Below are 22508 nucleotides of genomic sequence, written 5' to 3'. Positions count from 1 at the left end.
TCATCCTCCATGGTGATTTAAAGATAAGAAATCGCTTAATTCCTCCACACTTTTTACATAGTGGGTGGGCTGCTCAGAGGTCAACTCTTCCTCGCTTCCGTATCCAAATCCCACAGCAATGGAGGCAATATGTTGATGGTGAGCACCGATAATGTCATGTTTACGATCACCAATCATTACCGTTTGATCTGGATCCAAATTGTAATTCTCCATGAGATATCCGATAATTTCAGCTTTGGCAGATCGTGCTCCGTCCAGCTCGCTTCCGCATATGTATTCAAAATAGGTGCTGAGCTCGTAATGCTCCAATATTTGCTTCGCATATACTTCCGGCTTGGAAGTCGCAATAAACAACCGCATCTGTGGGTCGCAGCTTAAACGTTCGAGCATCTCTCTAACTCCAGGAAATACAGCATTCTCGAAGAGTCCGGTAACACTAAAATATTCTCGATAATAATCAACAGCAGCTTCAATCTGTGCCTCATCAAATTGATAAAAATCTTTGAAGGAAACGCGCAGCGGCGGCCCTATGAATTTGTTCAGCTCTTCCAAGCTGGCAACAGAAATATTCATTTTACCCAGCGCATGTTGAACCGACTTCGTAATTCCCAGCTTCGGATCAGTCAATGTGCCGTCCAGGTCAAACAATAGGTTAGTGTATGGCATCTCTATTCTCCTTTTTTACACTCATGTATTAAACTCATGTTTCAACACTTCCTCAAAGGAAGGAATGAATTCGATAAAGTTCTGGATTCCTTTGAGCGTTAATAGAACCTGCTCCTCTCCTAGCTGTTGTTCCTGTGCATCCCTGCATTCCATATACAAAGATCTTTTTAAGTTATACTCCAGCCAATCCAGCTTCCCTATCAATCCATTATACAGCACAGCCCGCCAGTCTATCTCTATTGAAACCGGCTGCTTCTTGTATCCTCTCATGAACGCTGTAAATTTTTCAGGAATCATTCGTCCCTGTGTATCTACACACCAATAGAGTAATGTCTCCGTCATATCCTGCCATTGATTTATGTAACCCGCTGCTTCCCAATCAATAATTACAGGTAGATCGTCATGCCACATTATATTCTTTGGATCTAAATCTCGATGGCTTATAATCCGATCCACTGTACTTAATACCTTAACTGAAGCCACTGCTTGAGCATTCGACTCATACAGTAGATCCATATTTTCTTCTAACAGGTTAGCCCAAACCGCGTTAGCGATCCTTCCTTTGTCTAAATAATAGTTCCAATTAATAATGGCAGCTTCGTGTGAAGCATGATCAACAACACCTATAACCGCAAAATCAACAGCATGAATCCTTGCCAGCAAATCCCCAACGATCTCACAATGAGTCAGTCGTATTTGATCTAGGCTCAAGCTTCCACCTTCAATCCATTTAAATATGAGATAAAAGTTAGATCCAACCAGATGAATAGACTCGTCATCGACTGAGATCGCCGGCAATGCAGATATTTGATTCATTGCAGCCATTCTAGCAATACGTTCGGCATTTTTGTAATTCTGAAGTGCTGTGGGCCTCTGCATTATTTCTGGATTTAACATCTTGATGGCATATGTTCCGCGGTCAGTAACAATTGAATACATCTTGTGCAGCAATCCACCAGTAACCTGCTCTGGTGTTCCTGCAACTATGCCCAGCTTTAATCTGGTGCATAATTCCTGAATTTGTACAAAATCCTTTGAATCAATCATCGGCAGTTGTCCTCTTCACCCATATTTACTTTGCAAAGCTCTTCAATCTGTTTTGGCGGGAACACTTTTCCTCTATGAAGATAATTTTCAAGAAACATTTGAACTTGAGTCAAGTGTTTGTTCATATCCTTCATATCGATTAGACCTTGGCTAACCGCATCTGCATATTCTTCTAGGTCGATTAATCTATAAGTCGGTCCATTGCCTTCTACAACTATATCTATGTATAAATCTGTTAGTACCATCTCAGCGTCATTCAATTTAATATCTATCAAATCAACATACCATTCGTTTGCCCATCCCCATGGTTCATGCATTATTTTGACTCCTTCAAGGATAAGAATATAATGGCGAATAACTTTACGGGATAGCTCATCATAGCGGTCAAAGAATGCAACCTCGCTTGTTCCATATCCTTGAAACTCACCTAATCGGGAAATGACAGTGAGTGGTTTCAATCTAACCCCTCCTAACAATTCATTGTAATTCAATTTGCTTCAGTATGTACTGCGTGATTTCATCTGCATTGAGTTTTTCGGAATCAATATGTTCTGAGAATACACTGGCTTGAAGAGCACTCAAGCATTTTTCGGTCTGCTGAAACTGCCATCCCCCTACGGTATCCCCTCGAATGGTCAGCCTCTCATGGATCGAAGCCTTAGAAGCCATTAGAGTGAAATGGTATACTTTATCCAGCTTCTCAAACGCATCCTTAATGTAATTAAAATTGTATGGTTTATACAGCGTCATTGGAACAATCAGGTTCCTGTTATATTTGAGCTTAACCATCTTAGCGACTTCCACGACAAGCACTCTCCACAAGTCCAAATCTTGAAAATCCCCGCTTCGCTCGTGCTCCTGTCTCATCGAATCAGGTATTAACTTTCTCAGCAAATAACCAGATAGCTCCGGATCAACGATCATACTGTTAGGAATAAGCTTGGCTAAATTCTCTGCTTGCGTCGTCTTTCCTGCCCCAAATGCCCCATTGATCATAACGATCATTGTTATTTCCTCCTGTTGTTGATATCAGAATTTGAGAGCTCATAATGTAGAACTATTGTTAACGCTATCAAAATCATCCCTTAAAATGGCATACATTCTTTGATCCACGAACTCGCCCTTCATTTTCAGCTGACCTCTTAGTATCCCTTCCCATTTCATACCCAGCTTCTCCATCGCACGCGCGGAACCCGCATTATTATAACTGCATCTACCCTCAATACGATTAAAGCCCAAGTGCGTAAAGCCATACTCGATGATCAGACGGGTCGCTTCCGTAATTATACCTTGATTCCAATACAGACGCGAAAGGGCAAATCCAATCTCAGTTCTCTCGTGTTCCAAATTCCACTGAATAAATCCTGTTCTGCCGATCAGCTTATTTTTGGCTTTATCAATAATGCCCCAGTGATATTGCTTCTTTCTCGCTATATTTTTGGATTAAACGACTAATAAATGCCCTAGAATCTGTAATCGATTGATGCTTGTCCCACAAGGTATACGTAGCAACAGCTGGATCAGATGCCAGCTCATAGTAAGCCTCTGTATCATCCATTGTTATTTTTCTTAATAACAGCTTACTCGTTTCAAACTCCGGTTCAGTTTCGAATAACTGATCGACGTTCACGTTCAGTTCCCTCCACTTCTCTGATCTGCAAAGATGTTAATTTTCAACGCATTTAATACTTCAATGGCGTCTTGTACTGGCAGCTTGGGCAGCCGAAATTCCTCTACTACTACTTGTATTAGTTGTTGTGAAGAACTTAAGTATTTAACTTCGGTTTCTCCATTACTGTAATGAATGCTAAATTTATTGTTCACTATAGAGACACTTCTCATCTGATCCAATTGATATAATTGACATCTAAATATGGACATGAATGGGGCGGCACGCAGATATGATTTTTCTATCACCTCACGAAAATCATGGATTGTTACTACTTGAGCTGAATTAAAGTACCATTCCTTCCCACTTTGTTTCCCATTTGTATAACGAACATATTTAAATTCATTCATGCTCGGATCCACTGGTAATAAATATACTTCATCCTTACCAAAATATGCTTTACTATGGAATCCAGACTCAAAAGGTATCGGTTTGAAAAATGGAGCGGCAGCACCAACATCTACATAATAGCGCTGATGATCAACATCCACGATGATGCCGATATGCTCTTTGCCCAGCATGATATGGTGGCAGCGGAATCCTAACTCTCTTAATAAAATCAATAAATTGCTATTTAATGTATAGCAGGTTCCTCCGAAGTTATAGTCATTATTATGGCCAGTGAACTGTGAAATGTTCGGAATGTCGATATTCCTATCTTTATTTTGATGATAATAGAGCAATTTGCTTACATTTTCAAAAGGGAACGTATTCAAATGCGCCTGACATATCTGTGCTAGATATATATAGGACGGTTTCTGTAAAGGGACATTGAGAATTGATAAATAACGGGTCACTTGATCGCTTAATTTCTCCATACCGGCCCCCTGTAACTGAGCTTATCTCTCTTAATTATTTGATGGATCATGCTACTGACATTCCGAGTCCTGACCAGCACGCTTAGTAATTTGTATAATGCCATGAATGGTTTCAGGAATTTCATCAGGATGAGTTACATGAAACAAATAATTTGCTTCTCCTTCGGATGGTAATACCACGTCAGTATTCTCTGTCTCAGCTTGCTGTCGGTGAAGGACCTCTTTAAAAGAGGATGCACTTCTAAATATCGCTGTATCCCGCTGACTACGAGCAACTCGCTCCTCAAGGACATGATCCGGAGGATCTAAATGAACAATGACGCTGATAAATCCACCTTTATGAAATCTGGATAGCAAATCTAAACGACTCTTATAGCTCCGATTTGAATTGCATAAAATGAGATGATAGTCTGTCTGCTCTACCGCATAATCTACAATGGTTTGAGTGAGCGCGAATTTAATATGGTTAGGTCCATGTTCAGGCAGCAAGCTTCTATAGTATGTATTGATAAATGCTGCATGATTATCCTGATCGATGACGAGTGAGGGATGGAGCTCTTGCTCCAAAGCTCGGGCAAACGTCGTTTTTCCACTATGTGTCTTACCTACGGTGATAATAACTAACCTGCTCACAATATGCCTCCTCCCTTTTCTCTCTTATATCCATTTTATTACAGAAAAAACTCTCTTTAAATGCTAGAATCTCAAATCTGATTATGTCTTTAATCTCAACATCCGAGCATGATAACCGAATCAAACTCGTCTATCGGTCTTATGAAACATTTTTTCTTAAAGTTCTTTGATTCTACGCAGTATATGCGTGATATGTCCTTTAATTATGGCATGTATAAACAACCCTTCATTGAATCGATCACCACGGATGTAGCTGGTCATTAATTTTCTAAGGGCTTCCATATCTAACTTCATAATGTGGTCTTGAATATCGTGTTCCACATTTCTATAAATCTCATGTTCACTGATCCACGCTGTCCAATCAAAAACCATGAGAAATCCGGTACGATCCAATTCTTTGCGGAACCTTAACACTTCTTCGCTTTCAAGCAGATACCCATTTTTCTCAGTGAAAAAAATAGAGTCTGGGTCTTCAAAATAAGGAAGATACTCTACCAATATATTTATTTCTTTACTCGTTATTACGGCATCGTATGGCATATGATCATATCCCTTTCATTATAGCCGGATCAATTCATTTATTTTTGCTGAGAAGCTGTCCCAATCTCCAGAGTACCCTACTTGCATACCCCATCCGACTGACCTAAGATTATTTCTGAGTTCTACAAGTTCATTCATATCACTAGCAGTTAAATCTGTATTAGGATATCCGGAATACGTCGGAAACTGTGAAAAATAACGGGAAAGATTCCACAAATCTTCTTCCTGCTCTTCTGAGATCAAGGCCAATGCTTTACCGGTATCCATTAACGTATCAATATCCTCATTGATATCCTCTATTTTTTCAATTACGGTGTCCGCTTCTGACCAATCCTTCTCTATTTGGTAACCAATTGAGTCCTCTAACTGAATTAATTCATGCTGAAGATTGAAGGACATGCCAGAATAGACATCCTCCAAATGATCCGACCTTGAATAAATGTAAGCAATCAAGCCTAGATTTAATAAAACAGAAATGATGATAACAATGTTTTTAATTTTCATGTTTATCCTTTCTTTCTCCGTTTTATAAAATTTCAAATAAGCTCTTTGTGCATATGTATCGTTATCAATCTCTCATTTCCAAAGTTCATTAATTTAATATCGAACGGTTTGAAGCCTTGCTTGGTGTAAAAAGCTAAACCTCTCGAGTTCGTGCTGTGACATGCTAATCGTACCGTATGATACCCCAAGTTGTATTTAGCCTTGCTCAGCATGACTTCAATTAAATACGGAGCTGCTCCTTGACCTCTATAAATAGGCGAGACAATAACGTTACCCAGCCAGCAAATGTTTTCGTCCGAATTATCTCTATAAATATTGGCATAGCCAACCACTTCGCTAGTTCTTTGATCCAGTACTACCGTTAGCTCTAACCGATCCTCAGATATTTGAAGTATTTGCGAGGGGGTTAGTGGATACGTGAATTTGGGACTTACATATTTTAATTCTTTTTCAGTTTGTGGAAATGAACTGATGATCTCAAGATCCTGTTCTTCCAAACTTCGATGAACATACATACCATTCACTCCTTTTCACTTAATGGCTACCAAGACTTATGAAAACTCAAGGGGCAGTCAAATTGTTGGAATCGGATTACCGCTCGCTAGCCATGGCTTCAATCGTTTCGTGAGCAAGCCCCCTAATTCTCTCTAGTCGATTATTTGCTGATGCCTCACACATCACACGTTCACTCCTGTTTAACCACCCCTGACTACAAATAGTTCAGACTGGATTTGAATATGTATCCTGAGAGCCATTTTTTCTCATCCTAATTATAAATACTTATATATATCCATATTGTTCTCAAGGACGATTAACTTCTCTTTATAAGAAAACTCCTGTATAAATTGCGATAACTTTGTATCATTGTAATTTCTATTCCAGTCAATTAGTTTATATATCCCTTCCTTCGTTTCCTTCTTTTTACTTGGCAGTTCACCCGCTAATCGTTTGTAATATCGATCCCAGATCCTCCTTTCTTGCAATTCTAAGGAAGGCTTTAATACGAATATTTTGTCTGCAGTAGATAAGCTTGGTTCAACCCATTTAATGTAGACTCCTTCAAGTATCCACTGATCGAACTGTAGTACTCTTTCAAGCTTCCTTCTCCTAACATCCTCTGGAGTCTTAACCCCATAATGTTCACTAGAATTATCCCAAAAGATATCATCCAGATCGTAGTGTCGTATATTTAACTCCTTTTGCAAAAGATTAGCAATATGAGACTTACCGCTTCCTGCACCACCAATGATATGAATTCGAATGATAATCACCTCCTGAATATTTTCTTTTCACATAACGCACCACGGATCTCTCTTCGATATTTCTTAGTATTCAATAATATCTTCCTGCTATTGTCGATTTATTATATGTTGAATTTCATTCTTTTCTTTTAACTTCAATAACTGGCTCTTCAAAATTCGAGGATATACATTCAACTGCTCCAATTGATCGATAGTAAACCATTGAAATATTAATTTCCCGCCTTCTTCAATGCCTATGAATTGATCCTGAATCTCTGTAATTTCATGTCCCTCAGGAAAATCAATCAAATAATAGAAGCCAATCTCATGAAACAATTTGCCATCATACTCAAAAAAGTCCTCGTTAACAAATAACAGTCCTTTGATTTTAACTTTGATACCCAGCTCTTCTTCCATTTCTCTACTAATCGTCTGATCTGTAGATTCGTTAAATTCTACCCTGCCACCAGGTAAATTCCAGAAGTCATCTGTGAGAGTCGTATGTAAAAGTATTCTATTTTGATGAACAGCGATACCAGCAACCCTAAAATTAAATTTAATGTTGTTTTGCTCAAATGTGATCATACACTACCTCTTTTCATTCAAAATTTGATTTAAAATCTCTTTCATCGTTTCTTCCGGTTCTCGATCTTCGGTATATACGATTTGCTTGGCCAGCTTATAATTCGATTCATGGTCAACAAAATGTCGGTTGAAATCAAGCCCCGACCGTTCACATAGAATTAGCGCTGACTTCTCACGATTCTGTGAAGGAATTAACAAGAAGACAAAAGGTTCATTTAACATTGCTTTCTCCACTTTCCCAAATAACTCTGGGTCTTCATAGACAGAATGACCTGCTCCAAAATCAATAATATGATCTCTGTATTCCTCAAGGACCCTGACCACCAAGTGAGCTTCAAACGGTTTCCAATATTTATATTTCTCCCTAATTCAGCAATTGTTGATTTCCCTGTACTAATGGGACCTATAAATATGATATTTGACATTCAAATCTCCTCTAAGCCTAAAATGATATTTGTTCTGCCTCTGACTTATGATGGTATTTAATGTAGATTCATAACCACCAGCCCTAGATATTTCTTATCCAAGGCTGGTGGCTGCCAACTTCTTTTATTTCGATATCAATATTTGATCATTTACAAAGGCTTTCAGGAAGAAAAGCTCGTCACCCTGAGGACTTCTAAGATTATTTTGTTCAAAACACTCAATCGCATGATCCAATGATATGGATTTCACAGCTCTATTGCACGAGGTGAGTTGATTCCAGAATACGTTCATCTCATCCAGATCACAAATGGATTCATGGCCGAGCAGAAAATGATTTGCATCATACTTTTGGATATCTTCGATCATAGGTAGTAATTGAGAGGCTTTATAATGAAATATAGCATCCGTAGTCGTCCCATACACACTATCACCTAGAAAAATAGTCTTATCATCGGGGACATAAACGATTGTAGAATCATCCGTGTGCGTACTTCTAATCCGTTCAAGAATACAGACCTTATTCCCCAGATCAACAGTTAGAGATTCTTCGAACACTAAATCGGGAGAGCTTAATTTAAATTGATCTCTCTCCGGTATTTCTTGCTGAATTATTTCCATACACTGCGAAGTTATTTTATTAGACTCTACATACTCTTGGAGTGAACGATCATCATAGGAATACTTTCGCCAAACATCCATTTTTTGATGGGTTAAGCTATTCACAATAACCGTCGTATTGAATTCATTCATCCCTAAGAAATGATCCCAATGGGCATGAGTGATAACCAAGTATTTGATAGGCGGTACATCTAAATGTTCGATTTCCTTCAAAAATTGTCTAGCATGTACAGCGGAGCTCCCACCATCGACCACGAGGCTATACTTTTCTCCACAAATTAACCCCAATGTTGGTCTTTCTTTATCATTTTGATTAGATAGATAATAGATGGATTCACTTAATTTATTCAGCATGTCCATTCTCCTCTTCGATTGATTCTAAACCTAACAAGAGAAAATTCACATGCTATTTCACATTTAGATTCTCTCATTTTATTTCGTTACCAATGGAAGCACCTCACTTTTCATATTAAATACCGCTGGCTACAAATTTATCACATTCTCTACTAGCCGCTAATGGCTTGATTTTGTACGACAATTCCTTGAGCTTCACACCAATTCCGTAAGAACTTAATATGTTCATTAAAATAATGATCATTTTGCCAAGCTCCCCATATCGGTGCATTGCCTGTATGAAGACCCATTAGCCAAATATCTCTGATCGCTACGAATAAAGGAATAGCGCTGAGTTCCGTACTCGACAGGGGTTTGATCCTTTGATAGGAGTTAATAAATAATGTCCAATTCTTGTTCTCAAAAGCATCCTTATCTTTATGCATCACTTTGTTCCAAAGATACACCGAAACGTCATACGATCGGTATCCATATCCACAGCAATCAAAGTCAAACTGCGTCAGCGTATCTTCATGAAAATGTACATTTCCTCCATGGAGATCGCCATGACATACACCCCACTCAAGATCATGTGATAATTCTTCAATTCGACTTCGTAGTTCGACGGATAACGTTTGCAAGTAATCGAAGTCCTCAGGTCTATGCGATAAAAAAGGACGTATATTCTGCAACGGTTCATCCAATAGATGATTCAGATCAATCTCAAATCTGGTATGTTCACTTTTAAAATCATTCATAGCAAGATGCATTCGAGCTACCTCTTCACCAAACCATTCACTTTTATCCTCTGCTTCAGAATACTCACCGTCTGCGTATGTAAATAGCACCATGTAACGCAAACCTTCTGGCGCCTGTAAATCATACAAATATTCGTTATTTTTTGTTGGTACCGGGGAAGAGACGGATATTCCCTTTGTTTTCAAATCATTCAGAAGCTCCACCTCGAACAAAATATCTGCTTTGGTACGCCAATGGGCTTTGTAAATCCTCAGAACATATTGTTCTGCGAGAGTTTTGACTAAATATGTATCATTTAATCCGTTTACAAGAAAACGACACTCCTTCACTTCCCCAATCGAATACAACTCATTCACCAGAATTAGTAACGAATTTGAGGAAACTACTGAGTGGTTATAAGTTACTGTCGTCATATCTTATGATCCTCCGTCTCATTGATACATTATGTATTGCTACCTGACTCGAAAGAATCATACCATATTTTTACTGGTAATATATACCGATTTCAGCTTGAATGGTCTCGTAAAGCCCTTGATCTCACTTTCCGATCCATCCTCATGCTCTAATTCGGTTCGGATGAACCATCGATTGCCGATTGAATTATATTAGTAAAAATTGTCTTTTATTTCTTGTTAATATATGGTACGCTCCATTTGTTATTCTGGATAATGAATCTTGAATAACAAATGAACAGGGGGATATTGATGAAGAAAAAAGAAGGTAATAACACATACATTTCACAGGATTTTTTAGAGGATATGGTGTCACTGGAAAATCACTCCTTCGCGGAAAGGAGCTTCTTAAACTGTTATGAGTAAAAAAAATACGCTATAATCATTGTTTTAGTCGTTATAGTTCTTTTTCTACTATCGATTATTTTTCTAAACGGATATAATCAGTCAAAAAACGAGGCTAAAGCCTACTATAACGGATTTGTTTTAAGTCTCCAATCGCTGGATCGGTCCTTAGCTCTTATTGAGGAAAGCGACGAGCCTGATGAAATTTCTCCACTGATGGTTGATGTTATAGCTTATATTAATATGGTGTGTGATCGATTAGATCTTTTTGTACAAAAAAATACAAATAACTTTCTCGAACTGGCTAATCTGGATAATGAGTTTCACTTACTGAAGCATCAATATATAGGACTGGTAAGAAATCAAGTTTCAAATCCAGACGCATCCAACGTCCAAACGAATCTGAGTTAAGAGAACAAGTCCGTTTATTAATGGACGAATTACCGAAAGAGCTCAACAATACAAGAGATTTTTCTCAGGAATTTGACAGAGTGGCTAAAGAGTTCAGACCATTCATTAATTAAGAGCTAAAACTAACTACCCTCCATGTGAAATTAAACTCCTTTGGAGGGTTATTTGGTGCTTTTCAAATTACGAATTCACCACTTCATTCCAAGCCTTATAAAACTCTTTTACAGAGCTGTACCTCTTGCGCCTGTCCTGACTAGTTGCTTTCCGCGCCACCTTATACAGTGCTTCACTTGCATCCCATCTCTCAAGGGTTCGATCAAGCTCACCGCCCAATAACACGAATGCCGTTGCTCCCATGGTATACACATTGGTTCGACTATCAATCTCTGCACCGAGTTCAAATTCTTCTGGAGACATGAATCTGGATGATCCCCATAATCTTCCCATCTGATTGTAAAATGGTTTCTTCTCATAGTAATCAATATCACAAATTCTAGTTTCATCATTCACAAAATCATATATAACACTTCCATCATAGAAATCAATGGCGGCATAACCTTTTCCCTCTGCAAAAACATGAAAGTCAAAGATGCGATTTAATGACCGAAGTCTTTTCTCGATGGATAAATGCTTGAACCTATAGAAGGGAGAATCAGGATCTGTATATTTGGCTGGAGGAGGATAAGCCCAGTGAGAATGAAGGCATTCGCCATCAAACCATTTAAATATTGCCACATAGCCTGAAGCTACTTCATAATGATCGATAAGCTCCACTAGGACCGGATGTTTTAGCTCCTCATACAATGAGGCAGCTTCCACCAATTTAGCGACTGCATACTGAGGGTCTCCTTCGTATTCCATCGTCCGGGCTCCGGCAAATTTTACAAAACGCTTCTCTCCTGCCTGCTCTACCCCAAAGCTGATATTACCTGAATCCTGCTGATCAAACACCGTAAATACAGTTCCAAGCTGACTAAGCCAACTGAAATCAAGATGTTCCTTAAGGCAAAAGGAAACCTGATCTATTTGATAGACGATAGGACTGCTCATTCTTCACCTCCTGCTCGTAATTACTTACTTAACTGTGGACCCGTAAAAAATAAGCCTGTTTCCAAATGGATCAATGACACAGCATTCCTCACTGCCCCATGGCATGCTTTCTAATCCAGGCCTGGAGAAGTGATATTGTTTGGCTAGCAGATATTGATGAAATTGTTGAATATCATCTATTTCGATTCGAATGGCTCCTCCTGGACTGCAATCTCCATAATGCTCGCTTAAATGTATCCTAAGTCCATTCTTGGATATCTGCATATACAAGGGTAGATTCGTCTCAAAACGATGCTCCCAATCCACCTGAAACTCTAAATATTCGATATAAAACTCTCTTGCTTTCCTCTCATCGAAGATCCGTAGGATAGGAATCACTTCTCTAAACCTCATATTCATAGACATAATAGCATCTCCTTCTAGTGTGATATTCCGTTTTATTTCCTCATATTAATCACTGTCCCTTGCTGATCTCTTTTCAAATCTTCAAATACTGGTCTTTGCACGGAGCTTATATCCTCTATTACAATCTCTTCAAGGAATTTAAATTCAAGAGTTAGAGATTCCTGATCGACATCGTTATAAATAAGAGTACGGTCGTCTTCAGCAATCCTACCCTCCAAGTCTGCTTCCGCATGAAAAATAAACATGACAAAAACGACTTCATTTCCATCTGGATACCGATATTTCATTCGTGAGCCGCTATAAACGGAATAAAGCTCATGCTGTTTCACCAAAAGGCCTGTTTCCTCAAACACCTCTCTGATCATCGTCTCTTCAATGGACTCACCAGCCTCCATTCCACCACCTGGGAGCCCCCAATCCTCATAATCCGATCTTCTCTGCATTAATATCCGGCCGAGCTTATCTCGTATAATAGCTCCACCTGTTACAATAATTTTCATCTTCGTTTATCCCTCTCGCAGCTTCAAAATATAATTCTGATAATAATGGATAGGACTTGAAACATCATCGGTTAGATTACTTGTAAACACAGCAGCTAATTGTCTCTGTTTGTTAACAAATATGTATTGCCCGCCCATCCCCATAGCATAGAAGGTCTTATCCTCTTCGCTTAAGGGATTCTTGTCTTTTAATATCCACCAATGGTAGCCATATGACGTTTCCTCTACCGACAGGCTTCTTGTTGATTTATCAATCCATTCGGCAGAAATCAGCTGTTTCGAATTCCATTTCCCGTTATGTAAATATAGCATGCCGAATTTCAGCAGATCTTCCGTCTTCATTGCCATGCTGAATCCACCAATTGTAATCCCTTGGGCATCCTGATACCAATTAAATTCTTCAATACCTAACGGCCCAAACAGATTCTTCTTCGCAAAATCGACTGTATTCATTTGTGTTGCCTTCTGCAATATAGCGCTTAACAGATGTGAATTACCACAGCTATACTTCATGTCATTTCCTGGCTCCGACTCAACGGGCTGTTCGAGAACAAACCTCACCCAGTTCTTTGATGGAATCATCGCTTCATTACCTGGCCATTTCAAGCCGGAGGACATCGTTAGTAAGTGTCTTATCGTTATGTTCTTCTTTGTACTATCCATGTCTTCGAAATAATGACCAATAGAAACATCCTCGTTCTCAATATAGCCTTGCTCAATCGCGATCCCGCACAATGCGGACGTTATGCTCTTGGTAACCGAATTGATTTTGAAGGGTTTCTCTTTGGCTTTCCGGTTTTTGTAATATTCAAAAATGACAGATTCACCTTTATATACAACACAGCTAACGATCTTATCTTTTCTAAGTGCTCTTTCAAGGGTGTCTAAACTACTCAATCGAACAACTCCTTTCGCTCAATCTATTAACTTAGCAAATAGTGTTTTCAGGACGAAACAAACTAAATTATAGCAATATAATGTAAATATTGTAACTCGCAATCTCATGTCCATCATTTCACACCTCTAGCATACTAAAAAAGCACACCAAGGTAGACGTAATCGCCTATCTCTTGGCATACTCTTCAAAATGATGGTGTATAAACTACCATAACTATTCCCTTATCCAATCTGCTCCATTCGAGCAGGCAGCTGCTGCTGTAACTGCAGCAGCTCCTCCCTCACCTTCACAACCTCACCAATAATAATGAGAGCCGGATTCTCAATCGCATTGATCTTGGCAGTCTCCTCGAGCTGATCCAAAGTTGTAACCATGATTCGCTCCTGCTCCGTGGTCCCTCTCTCAATGATAGCAACCGGTGTATCCACTTTTTTTCCGGATGCGATCAGCTCATTGCGAATAGTTGAGATATGACTCACTCCCATATATATAACCAAGGTGTCCACATACATGGCAAGCTTGCCTATCTCCTGCTGATCTCCACCCTCTTCCTTTCGGCTTGCCGTTATGCAGGCGAACGAAACCGCTGCACCACGGTGCGTAAGTGGAATAAGAGCGGAGCTGCCGGCTCCAATCGCGGAAGTAACTCCAGGAATGACTTCATAAGCAATTCCTCGTTCAGCCAGAGCAAGCGCCTCTTCGCCTCCTCGGCCGAAGACGAATGAATCTCCACCCTTCAATCTGACGACATGATGGCCTGCTGCTGCGTATTCGATAAGCTTCTGCTGTATCTTTTGCTGAGTCATGGCATGAACGCCAGGCGCTTTGCCGCAGTAGATTCTCCTTGCCTCAGGCCGCGCATAGCTGAGAATCTCTTCGTTCACCAGACGATCATACAGAATAATATCTGCCTTCTCCATACACCGAAGTGCCTTCAATGTGAGCAGCTCAGGGTCTCCAGGACCTGCACCAACTATGCTTACATATCCGCTGTTCTTCTTCATAACGTTACATAAACGGCACCGCTCGCCGGATCTATTTCGAGCGCATAGGCATCAACCTTGCCCTCATCCGGTGCTTGAACCTCTCCGCTGCAGAGATGGACTTTCCAGTCATGAAGCGGGCAGTGCACATTACTGCCGCATACCATCCCTTCCGAGAGCTTCCCTCCCTTGTGGGGACAACGATTCTCGAGCGCCTTAATGGTACCGTCACTCAGCTTGAACAGAGCAACCTCGGTGTTCTCAATCATCACAACTCTTGTTCCTAGGACATCAATATCGGATTCGTATGCTACCAAATATTTATGACTCATGGCTTATGTCTCCCCCTATTTATCCCTATTCATGTGAGAGCTGATAACGATTCAGCGGCTCGAAGTTCTTCCGAAGCTCTTTGTTCTGAGCGATCTCTTTCCATGGATCTACCGTTTTTGCCAATGTCTCATTGATCCGAGACACAAGCTCAGTTCTATACTGTGCATCAGCTAGTGCTTCCTTGATAGACTCGAGGCCAACTTTTTCGATCCAATCTGAAGTACGCACACCCCAGCTCGCTTGTTCTCTATAATATTGAAGGAATGCAGCAGACCATTCGACGACTTCATCCTCTGTTTTCACTGTGCATAACAGCTCTCCGGCTCTAACCTTAATCCCGCCGTTACCTCCAACATAGATCTCCCATGCTCCATCCAGTGCGACCACACCCACGTCTTTAATTACGGATTCGGCACAGTTACGAGGACAACCGGATACCGCCATTTTCACTTTATGCGGAGCATTTAATCCTTCGAATGTCTTTTCAAGCCGGATGCCCATCGCGATGGAGTCCTTCGTTCCAAATCGACAGAAGGTTGATCCCACACAGGTCTTGACCGTGCGGAGTGTTTTGCCATAAGCATGACCAGAAGGCATATCGAGATCCTCCCACATGCTAGGCAAATCTTCTTTCTTGACACCAAGCAGATCGAGACGCTGTCCACCTGTGAATTTCACCATAGGTACATCATATTTTTCCGCAACCTCAGCAATCCGCTTCAGTTCACCCGGAGAAGTAACACCGCCATATATCCGTGGTACTACTGAGAACGTTCCATCCTTTTGAATGTTCGCATGATAACGCTCGTTCGTGAAACGGGACTCCTTCTGGTCTACATATTCAGACGGCCATAGCATGCCAAGATAATAGTTCAGTGCGGGTCTGCATTTGGTACAGCCTTCCGGCTCATTCCAGCCCATGACGTTCATGACTTCCTTCACATTCTTCAGACCCATTTCCTTAATACCTGCAATGATCTCCTCACGATCAAGTGTTGTACAGGAACAGATCCCTTCCTTCATTCCTGTCTTCGCTGCATCCCCTGCATAAGCGGTAATCAGCTGTTCAACGATCGGTTTACAGCCGCCGCATGAAGCTGATGCTTTGGTACAGCCCTTGACTTCAGCAACACTATGACAGCCCTGACCAATGGCATCAACGACAGTCTGCTTCGTAACGCCGTTACAGCCGCAGACGATTTCGTCCATGGGCATATCCATGATTTTGGCACCTGCAGAGGCCGTATCCAGCTTCATTCCAAGAAGCAGCTCTTTCTCTCGTCCCGCAATCGACTCCCCGCTGCGGATAAGCGAGAACAAGGAAGCTCCATCATTTGTATCTCCGAACAATACGGCTCCAACCAGCTGATCACCGCGGAGCACGATTTTTTTGTAAACACCGTCGATATCATCTTGGTAACGCAAGGAACGGGTATCCTCTGTATCCAGATAATCACCTGCCGAGAATACATCGACACCGGACACCTTCAGCTTCGTCGAAGTAACGGAGCCGTGATAACCCTGGTGCTCCACATTCGCCAAATGTTTAGCCAGCACATTCCCTTGCTCATAAAGGGGTGCTACCAACCCGTAAGTAATTCCATTGTGCTCTGCACATTCACCTACCGCATATACCCCCGGTATACTGGTTTCCATACTGTCGTTTACGATGATTCCACGTTTCACCGCAAGTCCGGCACTCTTAGCAAGTGTTACATTGGGCAGAATGCCGACAGCCATGACAACCAGGTCAGCAGCCAGCTTCTCCCCATCCCGGAATTTGAGCCCACTTACACGCCTCCGTCCGACTAGCTCTGCCGTTTGCTTATTCAGTAAGAACTTCATACCCTGCCCTTCAAGCTCCTTGCGCAGCATGGTTGATGCTGGAATGTCGAGCTGTCGGTTCATTAGATACTCACTGTTATGAATGACCGTCACATCCATGCCCAAATTCAGGAGACCACGCGCCGCTTCTAGGCCCAGCAATCCTCCCCCGATGACGGCCGCCTTCTTATAATTAGCGGAAGCTTCAAACATCGTTTCACAGTCCTTCACATCTCGGAAGCCGATAACGCCTTCTTTATCCGCGCCGGGCAGAGGGAGTATAAATGCTTTAGATCCTGTTGCAAAAATCAACTGATCATATGGCGCCTCTACTCCTGATGCGGAAGTGACCGTCTTCTTCATTGTATTGACTTCAATAACAGGATCCCCTGTATATAAGCGAATATGATGCTCCTCATACCAAGACCATTCATTTATGATAATGTCATCTACTGACGTTCCACCCGCGAGTACCGAAGACAACATGATTCTATTGTAATTTGGGTAAGGCTCCTCCCCGAAAACGGTTATTTCGTATTTCTCCGGTGCAAGCTTGAGCAGATGCTCAATGGTTCGAATACCAGCCATCCCGTTACCGATAAGTACTAATTTGCTGCGTTCAGACATATTGTACCTCTCCCTTCCGAAATCCCTCTCTTTATGAACAAAAAAAGCCTGCCGCGCTATCAACAGAGAACACAGTTGTTCCCTGGATCAAACGAGGTCAGGCTTCGTTGCCATTCCTAGACGAATACGCCATTGTATTCGAAGACGTTTATGAATTTGATGTTATTACTATAATTTGTTTTTTATTTTATGTCAATATACTTTACGCAGTGTTCCATGTTACATTAATATCTATGTATAATAAACTGATTTGACGTGAGGTTTTCTCACAAATTTAATAATAACAGTGTGTTTTTTCACAAAATAAGGATTGCTTTTTGGAAACAAACGAGAGAAAATGAACAAAATGATGAAACGGAACCAATCCATGGCATTATGATTTTTCAACAAATAAGGAGGTGCCCAGGCTTCCATGCGTTCTTTATTACTTGTAGAAACCCATGTCCAAGATGCCGGCCTGACGCAAGAGCATACTCGCCCCCAATCCCTGCTGGAGTCCAGTGGTTATCTTGTTCTCGCTGCGGGTAATGAAGCCGACATCCACGCGCATATATCCAAGGCAGACGCCGCCATCTTGCACCTGCCTGTGTACGAGATTCAGTCGTGGAGCGAGAAGCTGATTCAGATCAAGCCTCTGCCTCTCTTGTGGTGGTGCAGTCCGGATGCAGCTAGTGCTTCTATCACTTCCTGTGAAGTCGAGGCACCCATTGATGGAATATTGACTCCTGCCATGAAGGAGCATGAGCTTGATTGGACGCTGCACTTTAGTGAGAAACGTTTTTTTGAAAGACAGGAATGGGCCAGTGAACGCAAACAGCTGCTCGCCAGGATCGAGGATCGTAAATGGATTGACATGGCTAAAGGTATTCTTAGTGATATTAATCGTATTAGTGAATCCGAGGCTTACGACCTTCTCCGCAAAAAGGCGATGAATGAACGAAAACGGATCGTAGACGTCGCTGTCTCCATCGTCAAGGCCCATCAAATGCTCAAAGCTTAAGCATCGTAAGGAGGTAACCCTATGAATATGAACCATTTTCTTAAGGAAGTGGGCAGAGGTAAAAGAGGCTCTCGTGATTTGACCTACGAGGAAGCCGCTAGGTGTGCAGAGCTAATCTTGTCACAAACGGCAACGCCTGTTCAGATCGGTGCTTTCCTTGCATCAGCAAGACTCAAAATGGAAAGCACGGATGAATTAAAAGCATTTGTTGACATTTGCCGTAAATATGCTGATCGCAGCTATGCTCATGAAGGCATTGATTTTGCCGGGCCATATGATGGACGCAGTAATTCTTATTACGCCTCACTAGCGACCGCGTTTGTCGTTGCAGCTGCCGGTGTCAAAGTAACACTACATGGCTCCGAGCCGCTTCCTCCCAAATGGGGAGTAACCTATCCGGTATTGTTCAGAGCACTCGGTATCAACACAGATACCGCTGATGACGCCAGCTGCCAGCAGGCAGCGGAAGCGAGCGGCGTACGCTTCGTACAAGCAGAACGATACAGCGGTAGGCTGAGCGGGCTTCGTCAGCTCCGTGAGGAAATGGGGCTGCGCACCATCTTTAATACTGCAGAGAAGCTGATTGATTACAGCCACTCTCCTTATCTGGTGTTTGGTATTTTTCATAATACCGTGTTTGAGAAAACAGCCAAGCTGTTGACGGATTTGAACTATCGAAGGGCTATGATCATTCAAGGATCGGAAGGCTCCGAAGACTTGCATATCCACAGGCCAACCCGGACCTATCTTGCGCAGAATGGTCAGACCACACTGCTCGTGCTTGATCCCGAAATGTATGATATTGATTCTTATGTTCCTGATATAAAATGGACCGCAGCCAAGCAGGCTGAAGTCACGCTCGAAGTTCTGCAAGGCAAAGGGATGATGCCGTTTATGAATCAAGTCATCTTTAATGCAGGTGTCCGGTTATATATCGCAGAGCATGCACCTTCGATCGAGGAAGGTATTTATATCAGCAAATCTCTACTTGAGAATGGAGACGCCTGGAATACTTATCAGTTGTTCCGTGAGCATATCACCCCGAACCCGGAGCCGGCGAGTGTCGTGACGGAGTTGAAATGAATCCTTGTGAAGTAAACCATATAACAAACAAGCCCTCTCTCCTAATCATTGGAGGAAGGGCTTGTTTATGTGTGCAGCGTGTTATTCTGAGCTTTCAGTAATGAGTTACATCAGCTGCCGCTTCATCCATAAAATTAATGAATACGACTCGTCTGCTTCACTTGAGTAGCTGATGCCTCGTTAAGTGCACTGACTCTAAGCTCTGACCAAGGCAAATCTTCTCCATGACGATGTGTAATCGTTACAACTTTCTGCTCACCAGGAAGCAGATCAAAGTAGTTATCACTGAATTTGACATTTCCCTTAGGCAGGTCCAGCTTGACAAATCGAGCCATATGGTCCACAGCCGTTATCGTTACCGTGCTATTCATCTCATCTACCTGAACGTGAAGATGAGTCTTCTCCAGACTTAGATCCTTCGGGTCTCTTAAGTAATAGCGATTGGCAGGGACTTGCAGCGAGCTGGATGACAGCTCAATCATAACTTCACTAGGACCGAATCCTTGCAGGATATCTGCTTCATCAAGCACAGCATACACCTTCGACGAGATTGGATCTGCTTGTGCCTCATAGGAAGCCGCATAAATGATCTCTCCATCAAAAGTATATACCTTCAGGTCAATCACTCCACTCACGGACTTCGGCGTATCATTGACAAGCCATAAACGAAGCGGTTCACCAGCTTCATATTCAAGGGATAAGAGCAAAGGATGAAAGAATCGTTTCCCGTAGTAGTAAGAGGCCTTAGGCAGAAGCTCATAATCAATCATCGCCCAGCTTGTTCCCGGCCAGCTGTCATTTAACTGCCAGACCAGCGCACCACTATTGCGGTCATTATTTCGTCTGAAGTGCTCTATGCCATACTTCAATCCTTCCGCCTGTGTAAGCATAGAGAAATTCATGTACTCTTCAATATCGGACGGAATGCCTGTGTAGCCTTCCATTAACAATATCCCCTTCTGATGATTGGTGTCCTTGTTCCGGTAAGCCATTTCCTGGCTTCCCCAATAGAACTCGCCTGGGGGCATATTTTTCTCAAGTGTATAGCGATTAGCTGAGGCATGCATGCCAAATTCACTGCTAAACAGCGCATAATCTTGCTTATAATTCTTGAAGGTTACCCCTTGAATGCTGTAATCCAGCACGGGCTCTTCTCCATGCTTTCTTGGATAGACTGAGCCGTGCCAGACCTGCCAATTGTGCCGATCTCCTGTAGCGGGATCATTCGCATCCTGTCCTGACTCAGCGCCATAAGGTGATGAAGGCCAGTACGGACGGGAAGGGTCCAGCTCTTCAAGCAATTCAGGAATCAGCTCATGATAGATGCTCTCCCCGTAGAATGGACTCCGGATATCACCACTTGACGTCTTCATGTCATAGAGCCAATCAATCTCATTATTTCCACACCACAATGCAAGAGATGGGTGATTCCGCAGACGCAGCACATTATCTACCACTTCGCGTCTCACATTATCCATAAAATCCCGGTTAAAATCAGGGAACAGCGCATTTGCAAAAGCGAAATCCTGCCATACGAGGATACCTCTGCGGTCACACGCCTCATAAAAAACGTCCTTCTCATAAATGCCGCCTGCCCATACACGCAGCATGTTCATCTGACCCTCTGCCGCGAGATCAACCAGATCGCAGTACTTCTGATCCGGGATCGATCCGATCAGATGATCGGCAGGAATCCAGTTGGCACCTTTGGCATAGACTTTGACGCCATTTAGTATAAATGCGAACGAATTTCTATCCTGCGAGTCCTTCAGCGCCAGCTCGAGTGTCCGAATACCCAAGGCTTCTTCATAAGTATCAAGCAAGTCATCGCCATCATACAGCTTGACCTCAATGCTGTACAAATACGGCTCTCCCAAATCATGCGTCCACCAGAGCTTAGGCGCAGGAATTTCAAGCTTAAAGTCTGCACCCGCTTGTTCGACTGGAAGCTCAGCTGCAGCAGCGATCCTTCCATCATGCTCTACAATATTTATAGAAAGGCGATAATCCGCCTGCTTTACATATCTTTTAATAGCAGCGCTCACATGAACCTCTGCCTTTGCTTCCGATAGAGCTGCGGTCACTGACGCGATATGTTCAATCTTGGCATGGCGGTATTGCTTCACATGGACTTTACCCCACACACCGACAGTGACCATGCGGGGACCCCAATCCCAGCCAAAGTTCATGGCTGCCTTCCGAATCCATGGACGCTCTTTGGTATAGGAAGACCAATCAAATAACTCCTTGTCCTTATGATGCAGCGACAGCGGATCAAACTTGATTGCTACTGAATTCCACCCCTTACGGGCAATTCGGGTTATGTCAAACTGATGCGACATCAGCATATTGTCCGTCTTGCCAATCTCATGTCCATTCACATAGATGGTCGCGAACGTATCCAGACCTGCAAAATGAAGCTCGGTCTTCTCTCCGGCCTCACTGACCTGATCCAAGGTGAACGTTGTACGGTACCACCATTCTTTTTGCTCAATCCACCGGCTCTTGATGTCATTATGACCGTAATACGGCGGATCAATAATCCCCCGTTCCACTAAAGCCGTATGAACATCTCCCGGTACACTCGCCCCGATCCAGAATCGATCATCGAATCCTGGTGCGGCAAGCTCAAGCGGATTCTTCTCCCCAACGTCAAAATGCATCAGCTTCCATATACCTGACAGTTCCATCTCCAGTATGCCACTCCTCTTATTTTCTTTAGTGAACCTCTATTAGTGTACATCGGAGCAAACTATAA

The 22508-nt window shown here is 42.2% G+C and carries 27 protein-coding genes; 2 read left to right on the top strand and 25 right to left on the bottom strand.

The window, feature by feature from the left end:
* From BK126_RS16805 to nirB, 24 genes are all read right to left on the bottom strand, one after another.
* Window positions 1-666, bottom strand: coding sequence for an HAD family hydrolase (locus tag BK126_RS16805; RefSeq protein WP_076313713.1), 666 nt, complete (start codon window positions 664-666; stop codon window positions 1-3).
* A gap of 21 nt (window positions 667-687) precedes the next feature.
* The gene (locus tag BK126_RS16800) at window positions 688-1713 is read right to left on the bottom strand and encodes a phosphotransferase (protein WP_076313712.1); all 1026 of its coding nucleotides are present in this window, start codon (window positions 1711-1713) and stop codon (window positions 688-690) included.
* A complete protein-coding gene (locus BK126_RS16795; protein WP_076313711.1) occupies window positions 1710-2171 on the bottom strand; it encodes a DUF402 domain-containing protein in 462 nt (153 codons plus the stop codon). Before BK126_RS16795 ends, BK126_RS16800 begins: the two co-directional genes overlap by 4 nt.
* 19 nt (window positions 2172-2190) lie before the next feature.
* Window positions 2191-2718 (bottom strand): ATP-binding protein, encoded by a 528-nt coding sequence (locus BK126_RS16790; protein ID WP_076313710.1) that lies wholly within the window; start codon window positions 2716-2718, stop codon window positions 2191-2193.
* 39 nt (window positions 2719-2757) lie between these two features.
* Complete coding sequence (locus tag BK126_RS16785; RefSeq protein WP_368665072.1) at window positions 2758-3090, bottom strand: GNAT family N-acetyltransferase; 333 nt, start codon at window positions 3088-3090, stop codon at window positions 2758-2760.
* Between the two features lie 19 nt (window positions 3091-3109).
* Complete coding sequence (locus BK126_RS29640; protein WP_218639255.1) at window positions 3110-3343, bottom strand: GNAT family N-acetyltransferase; 234 nt, start codon at window positions 3341-3343, stop codon at window positions 3110-3112.
* A 2-nt stretch (window positions 3344-3345) separates the two neighbouring features.
* On the bottom strand, window positions 3346-4200 hold the full coding sequence (locus BK126_RS16780; RefSeq protein ID WP_076313709.1) for an arylamine N-acetyltransferase: 855 nt from the start codon (window positions 4198-4200) through the stop codon (window positions 3346-3348).
* 51 nt (window positions 4201-4251) lie between these two features.
* The gene (locus BK126_RS16775; protein WP_076313708.1) at window positions 4252-4833 is read right to left on the bottom strand and encodes an AAA family ATPase; all 582 of its coding nucleotides are present in this window, start codon (window positions 4831-4833) and stop codon (window positions 4252-4254) included.
* Between the two features lie 156 nt (window positions 4834-4989).
* A complete protein-coding gene (locus BK126_RS16770; protein WP_076313707.1) occupies window positions 4990-5373 on the bottom strand; it encodes a DUF6508 domain-containing protein in 384 nt (127 codons plus the stop codon).
* Window positions 5374-5391: 18 nt separating this feature from the next.
* Window positions 5392-5877, bottom strand: a complete 486-nt coding sequence (locus BK126_RS16765) for a hypothetical protein (protein WP_143757741.1) — start codon at window positions 5875-5877, stop codon at window positions 5392-5394.
* Window positions 5878-5909: 32 nt separating this feature from the next.
* Window positions 5910-6392: a GNAT family N-acetyltransferase gene (locus BK126_RS16760; RefSeq protein WP_076313705.1), complete on the bottom strand. Its 483-nt coding sequence runs from the start codon at window positions 6390-6392 to the stop codon at window positions 5910-5912.
* 255 nt (window positions 6393-6647) lie between these two features.
* Window positions 6648-7148 carry a P-loop NTPase family protein gene (locus BK126_RS16755; protein WP_083655935.1) on the bottom strand — a complete coding sequence of 167 codons (501 nt, stop codon included), beginning with the start codon at window positions 7146-7148 and terminating at the stop codon, window positions 6648-6650.
* Window positions 7149-7226: 78 nt separating this feature from the next.
* On the bottom strand, window positions 7227-7703 hold the full coding sequence (locus BK126_RS16750) for an NUDIX hydrolase (protein ID WP_076313704.1): 477 nt from the start codon (window positions 7701-7703) through the stop codon (window positions 7227-7229).
* A 3-nt stretch (window positions 7704-7706) separates the two neighbouring features.
* On the bottom strand, window positions 7707-7925 hold the full coding sequence (locus tag BK126_RS29135) for a hypothetical protein (protein WP_143042101.1): 219 nt from the start codon (window positions 7923-7925) through the stop codon (window positions 7707-7709).
* Window positions 7926-8252: 327 nt separating this feature from the next.
* Window positions 8253-9101 carry an MBL fold metallo-hydrolase gene (locus tag BK126_RS16740; protein WP_076313702.1) on the bottom strand — a complete coding sequence of 283 codons (849 nt, stop codon included), beginning with the start codon at window positions 9099-9101 and terminating at the stop codon, window positions 8253-8255.
* Window positions 9102-9253: 152 nt separating this feature from the next.
* A complete protein-coding gene (locus BK126_RS16735) occupies window positions 9254-10252 on the bottom strand; it encodes a phosphotransferase enzyme family protein (RefSeq protein WP_076313701.1) in 999 nt (332 codons plus the stop codon).
* Between the two features lie 57 nt (window positions 10253-10309).
* Entirely contained in the window at window positions 10310-10435 is a 126-nt protein-coding gene (locus BK126_RS30250) for a DUF3977 family protein (protein WP_143042109.1), read from the bottom strand.
* Window positions 10436-11227: 792 nt separating this feature from the next.
* Window positions 11228-12097, bottom strand: coding sequence for a protein kinase family protein (locus BK126_RS16730; protein ID WP_076313700.1), 870 nt, complete (start codon window positions 12095-12097; stop codon window positions 11228-11230).
* 24 nt (window positions 12098-12121) lie between these two features.
* Window positions 12122-12502, bottom strand: coding sequence for a VOC family protein (locus BK126_RS16725; protein WP_256209687.1), 381 nt, complete (start codon window positions 12500-12502; stop codon window positions 12122-12124).
* A gap of 32 nt (window positions 12503-12534) precedes the next feature.
* Window positions 12535-13002: an NUDIX domain-containing protein gene (locus BK126_RS16720; RefSeq protein ID WP_076313699.1), complete on the bottom strand. Its 468-nt coding sequence runs from the start codon at window positions 13000-13002 to the stop codon at window positions 12535-12537.
* A gap of 6 nt (window positions 13003-13008) precedes the next feature.
* Window positions 13009-13899 carry a serine hydrolase domain-containing protein gene (locus tag BK126_RS16715; protein WP_076313698.1) on the bottom strand — a complete coding sequence of 297 codons (891 nt, stop codon included), beginning with the start codon at window positions 13897-13899 and terminating at the stop codon, window positions 13009-13011.
* A 222-nt stretch (window positions 13900-14121) separates the two neighbouring features.
* Window positions 14122-14904 carry a uroporphyrinogen-III C-methyltransferase gene (gene cobA, locus BK126_RS16710; RefSeq protein ID WP_076313697.1) on the bottom strand — a complete coding sequence of 261 codons (783 nt, stop codon included), beginning with the start codon at window positions 14902-14904 and terminating at the stop codon, window positions 14122-14124.
* The gene (locus BK126_RS16705; protein ID WP_076313696.1) at window positions 14901-15215 is read right to left on the bottom strand and encodes a Rieske 2Fe-2S domain-containing protein; all 315 of its coding nucleotides are present in this window, start codon (window positions 15213-15215) and stop codon (window positions 14901-14903) included. The genes cobA and BK126_RS16705 overlap by 4 nt, the downstream gene beginning before the upstream one ends.
* A gap of 25 nt (window positions 15216-15240) precedes the next feature.
* Window positions 15241-17667: a nitrite reductase large subunit NirB gene (gene nirB / locus BK126_RS16700; RefSeq protein ID WP_076313695.1), complete on the bottom strand. Its 2427-nt coding sequence runs from the start codon at window positions 17665-17667 to the stop codon at window positions 15241-15243.
* Window positions 17668-18079: 412 nt separating this feature from the next.
* Between nirB and BK126_RS16695 the strand changes: the two genes are divergently transcribed.
* Entirely contained in the window at window positions 18080-18667 is a 588-nt protein-coding gene (locus BK126_RS16695) for an ANTAR domain-containing response regulator (RefSeq protein WP_076313694.1), read from the top strand.
* A 21-nt stretch (window positions 18668-18688) separates the two neighbouring features.
* On the top strand, window positions 18689-19750 hold the full coding sequence (locus BK126_RS16690) for an anthranilate phosphoribosyltransferase (RefSeq protein WP_076313693.1): 1062 nt from the start codon (window positions 18689-18691) through the stop codon (window positions 19748-19750).
* Between the two features lie 134 nt (window positions 19751-19884).
* Here BK126_RS16690 and BK126_RS16685 read toward each other — a convergent pair whose 3' ends face one another.
* Window positions 19885-22440 carry a beta-mannosidase gene (locus tag BK126_RS16685; RefSeq protein WP_076313692.1) on the bottom strand — a complete coding sequence of 852 codons (2556 nt, stop codon included), beginning with the start codon at window positions 22438-22440 and terminating at the stop codon, window positions 19885-19887.
* Window positions 22441-22508: the final 68 nt, after the last annotated feature.

It is taken from the genome of Paenibacillus sp. FSL H7-0326 (genome assembly GCF_001955535.1).
Lineage (GTDB): Bacteria > Bacillota > Bacilli > Paenibacillales > Paenibacillaceae > Paenibacillus > Paenibacillus shunpengii.
The sequence above is the reverse complement of the archived record's forward strand: the minus strand, read 5'-3'. Positions and strand labels throughout refer to the sequence as shown.